The sequence below is a fragment of the Megasphaera sp. ASD88 genome (genome assembly GCF_002287425.1).
Lineage (GTDB): Bacteria > Bacillota > Negativicutes > Veillonellales > Megasphaeraceae > Megasphaera > Megasphaera stantonii.
Genome location: NZ_NQXW01000040.1, coordinates 1 through 4,380 on the forward strand (window position 1 = coordinate 1; position 4,380 = coordinate 4,380).

Here is a 4,380-nt window from a genome sequence, read left to right on the forward strand (position 1 = left end):
TTGTATATCTTACCAGACTCGTCCGAGCTTGTCAAGCACTTTTTTTGAAGTTCTTTTCAAGCGAACCGGCTATCCGGCCTGCCGCGGCGCCCTGCCGCAACAGCTTGTTTAGTATATCCTCTTTTCGCCCTGTTGTCAAGGAAATTTTTCTGCAAATTTTACAAAACGTCGCAAAACGGGAAAAGGCGGCGGGAAACGCCCCTGCCGCCTCGCCGGATGTACTCTTATTCAGCCATTTTATAAATCTTATATATATCGGCCGACGTCAGCTGCCCGAAGCAGCCTTCTTTGACCATATCCCGCTTCGTGCATTTCTTCGCCATGTCCCAATACTGTTCTTCCGTCGGCTGGATGCCCAATCCCGTCAGCGACGTCGGCATGTCGATTTCTTTAAAGAAGGCTTCCATCTTGGCGATGCCTTCCAGGGCCGCCGCTTCCTCGTCTTCAGTCTGCACGTCGAAGACGAGACGGGCTAATTTAGCGAAGCGCCCTACGTCTTTATGCAGGACGTACCGGGCCCAGCTAGGCCAGATAGCCGCCAAACCGGCGCCGTGGGCGACGTCGAACAGGCCGCTGACTTCCATTTCGATATGGTGCGTGCCCCAGTCGCCGCGGCCGTTGCCGCCGTCGAACAAGCCGTTATGAGCGAGGCTGCCGGCCCACATGATTTCAAAATTGGCGTTGTAGTCCTTCGGATTTTCTTTTACGATGCGCGCGTTTTTGATGACGTTGCGGATGAGAGCCGCCGCCATGGAGTCGGTCAGGTCGTCTTCTGCATTCGGGTTGAAGAACCGTTCCAGCACGTGCATGATCATATCGACGTTGCCGCAGGCCATCTGATACGGAGGCAGCGTGTACAGCAGCTCCGGATTCATGATGGCGAAAATCGGGCGAAGGATGTCGTTCTGATAACCGATTTTATACCAGCCCTTTTCGTTCGTAATGACAGAAGCCCAGCTCGTTTCGCTGCCGGCTGCGGCGATGGTCAGAATGCAGCCCAGGGGCACGACCCGTTCCGGGACGGCGCGGCGCAGATAAAAGTCCCACACGTCGCCGTCATAGTAATAGCCCATGCCGACGGCTTTGGCTTCGTCAATAACGCTGCCGCCGCCTACGGCCAAAATGAAATCAATCGATTCCTGTTTTGCCAATGCAATAGCTTCGTGCGTATGCGAAAGGAGCGGATTCGGGTGCACGCCGCCGAAGGCAACATAGGACACGCCGGCGTCTGTCAGGGCCTGTTCCACCCGGTCAAGCAAACCGGAACGCTTGACGCTGCCGCCGCCGTACAGGACCAGCACCTTCGTCGCGCCGTAGCTCTTCACGATATCGCCGACCCGCCGTTCTTCGTCTCGGCCAAAAAAGACCTTTGTCGGCGTATAATAGGTAAAATTATTCATAGTCATCCCTCCATATCTGATTCTGCGTTGTGATGATACCTTCATTATATAAGGTCGTCCCGTTCTGTGCAATGAAAACAGGCGGGGCAATCTGCACGCATACGATACGACCTTGCGCGCCGTATGCAAAAAAAGAGACTCCGCAGAGCCTCTTTTCAGCAGATATTATGCGTCGAACAACGTGTCCTGCGAATCCTCTTCGCCTTCTACGGTGATCGTATCCAACGCAGCGACTTTATCGTCGCCTTCCAGTTTTTGAATCTTGACGCCCGACGTATTGCGTCCCTTCTTGATGCCGATGCTTTCGATATCCGTGCGGATGACGATGCCGTTCGACGTAATGAGCATGAGCTCCTGGTTTTCGTGGACGACTTCTACGCCGACAATTGCGCCGGTCTTCGGCGTAATCTTGAAATTCTTCACGCCTTTGCCGCCGCGCAGCTGTATCTTATAGGCGTCCATATTGTTCCGCTTGCCGAAGCCTTCTTCGCTGACCGTCAGGACCTGGCAGTCCGGCTCGAGCACGTCGGCGCCGATGACGCTGTCCCCTTCGGCCAAGGAAATGCCGCGGACGCCGCGGGTATTGCGGCCCATGGGACGGACGTCGTTTTCATTAAAGCAGATCGCCATGCCCAGCTTCGTCGCCAGAATAATGCGCTGATCTCCCTTCGTCAGGCGCACCTTCGCCAAGTGGTCGCCTTCCATGAGGGAAATGGCGATGAGGCCGTGGCGGCGGACGTTTTTAAATTCCTTCAGCTCTGTCTTCTTGACCAGCCCCTTTTCCGTCGCCATGAACAAGTTCATAGACGGGTCTACCTGGTCCAGGTCGATGAGGGCGTTTACCTTTTCCCCGCTGGCCATCTGCGGCAGGATGTTGATCGCGGCGATGCCCTTGGAGTTGCGGCTGTTCGCTTCAGGGATTTCGTAGGCCTTCAGGCGGTATACGCGGCCAAAGTTCGTAAAGAACAAGACCGTATTGAGGGACGACGTATACAGCAGGTGGTTGACGGCGTCTTCATCCTTCGTGCTCATGCCCTTGATGCCCCGGCCGCCCTTATTCTGCGTATGGTATACGTTGGCGTTGATGCGCTTTACGTAGCCCCGGCGCGTCAGGGTAATGACCATCCGTTCGTTCGGAATCATGTCTTCGATAGCAAAATCGGACGAGTCGGCTACGATTTCCGTCCGCCGTTCGTCGGCAAATTTTTTCTTCGCGTCGAGTAATTCCGTCTTGACGATTTCCATGATCTTATGGTCGTCGGACAGGACGTCGCGCAAGTAGGCGATCCGGTCCTGCACTTCCTTGTATTCCTGTTCGATTTTTTCCCGCTCCAAGCCGGTAAGGCGGCGCAGGCGCATGTCAAGAATCGCCGTGGACTGCTTGTCGCTGAGGCCGAATTTGCTCATCAAGGCCTGTTTGGCGATTTCATCGGTCTGAGATTCGCGAATCGTCCGGATGACTTCGTCGATGTGATCCAGCGCAATGAGCAGGCCTTCCAAGATATGGGCCCGGGCCAGCGCCTTTTCCAGTTCAAATTTGCAGCGCCGCGTAATGACGACCTTCTGGTGGTCCAAATAGTAATGGAGGACTTCCTTCAAGGTCAAGATGCGGGGATGTCCGTCGACGAGGGCCAGCATGATGACTCCGAAGGTTTCCTGAAGCTGCGTGTGCTTGTACAGCTTGTTCAGGACGATGTCCGGGTTGGCGTCGGCCCGCAGCTCGACGACGATGCGCAGCCCCTTGCGGTCCGATTCGTCCCGCAGGGCCGTAATGCCGTCGATTTCCTTGTTGCGCGACAAGTTGGCAATCGATTCGATGACCCGGGCCTTGTTGACCTGATAGGGAATTTCCGTGACGACAATGCGGTTCTTGCCCTTCGCCATGGGCTCGATGGACGCGCAGGAGCGCATCTTGATGCTGCCGCGGCCCGTAGAGTAGGCTTTTAAAATGCCGTCGCGGCCCATGATTTTCGCGCCCGTCGGGAAGTCGGGCCCTTTAATCTTGGTCATGAGCTCGTCCAGGCTCGCTTCGGGATTGTCGATGAGCATGACGCAGCCGTCGATGACTTCTCCTAAGTTATGGGGCGGAATGTTGGTCGCCATGCCGACGGCGATGCCGGCAGAGCCGTTGACCAGCAGATTGGGGATCTTAGACGGCAGTACGACCGGTTCCTGGAGAGAACCGTCGTAGTTAGGCATAAAATCAACCGTATCCTTGTCGATATCTTCCAACATTTCGCCGGTGATCTTAGCCATACGCACTTCTGTATAACGCATGGCAGCCGCGGAGTCGCCGTCGACAGAGCCGAAGTTTCCGTGACCGTCAACAAGAGGGTAGCGCGTGGAGAAATCTTGGGCCAGGCGGACTGTCGCGTCATATACGGAACTGTCACCATGGGGATGATACTTACCTAAAACTTCCCCGACGATACGCGCTGACTTTTTGTACGGCTTGTTCGGCGTCATGCCCGCTTCATGCATGGCGTACAAAATACGGCGGTGAACAGGCTTGAGCCCGTCCCGTACATCAGGCAGTGCGCGCGTAATGATAACGCTCATGGCATAGTCGATGTACGACGTCTGCATTTCGCTTTCCAGACAAACCGGTAATACTTTATCAGATTGTTGTTCGTCCACAATGTCACCTCAAATATAATGTAATAATATAAATACTGGGACGTCCTGCACATATCATTATAGATATATATTTAGGATATCTGTTCTATTATACCAAAAAATCAGCGAAATAGATAGCTCCGCCGAAAAACAGCCCTGGTTAGTGTAAAATAATTGTGGGAAAACTTTACTGCACAAAAGTGAAGAACATATAAAAAGAGAAGGAACTTCTTTGGTGGCGAATTTACAATACAAGTGCAACACCTATAAAAAATGACACATAGGTTTCTGATATAATAATGCTACCAAACAAAATCTATATCTCGGAGGAAACCTATGTGCCACTATCATCATCTTACTCTAT

Annotated in this window: 2 protein-coding genes; both read right to left on the bottom strand. The window is 53.6% G+C overall.

Features of this window, described 5'->3' with window-relative positions; all coding sequences use genetic code 11:
- Positions 1–224 precede the first annotated feature (224 nt).
- Positions 225–1,400 carry an iron-containing alcohol dehydrogenase gene (locus CJ260_RS12210; RefSeq protein WP_095630399.1) on the bottom strand — a complete coding sequence of 392 codons (1,176 nt, stop codon included), beginning with the start codon at positions 1,398–1,400 and terminating at the stop codon, positions 225–227.
- Between the two features lie 165 nt (positions 1,401–1,565).
- Positions 1,566–4,037, bottom strand: coding sequence for a DNA gyrase subunit A (gyrA, locus tag CJ260_RS12215; protein ID WP_095630400.1), 2,472 nt, complete (start codon positions 4,035–4,037; stop codon positions 1,566–1,568).
- Between the last annotated feature and the right edge of the window lie 343 nt (positions 4,038–4,380).

Coding starts and splice junctions, on each gene's coding strand:
- CJ260_RS12210 (WP_095630399.1), bottom strand. CDS start 1,400: ATGAATAATTTTACCTATTATACGCCGACAAAGGTCTTTTTTGGCCGA.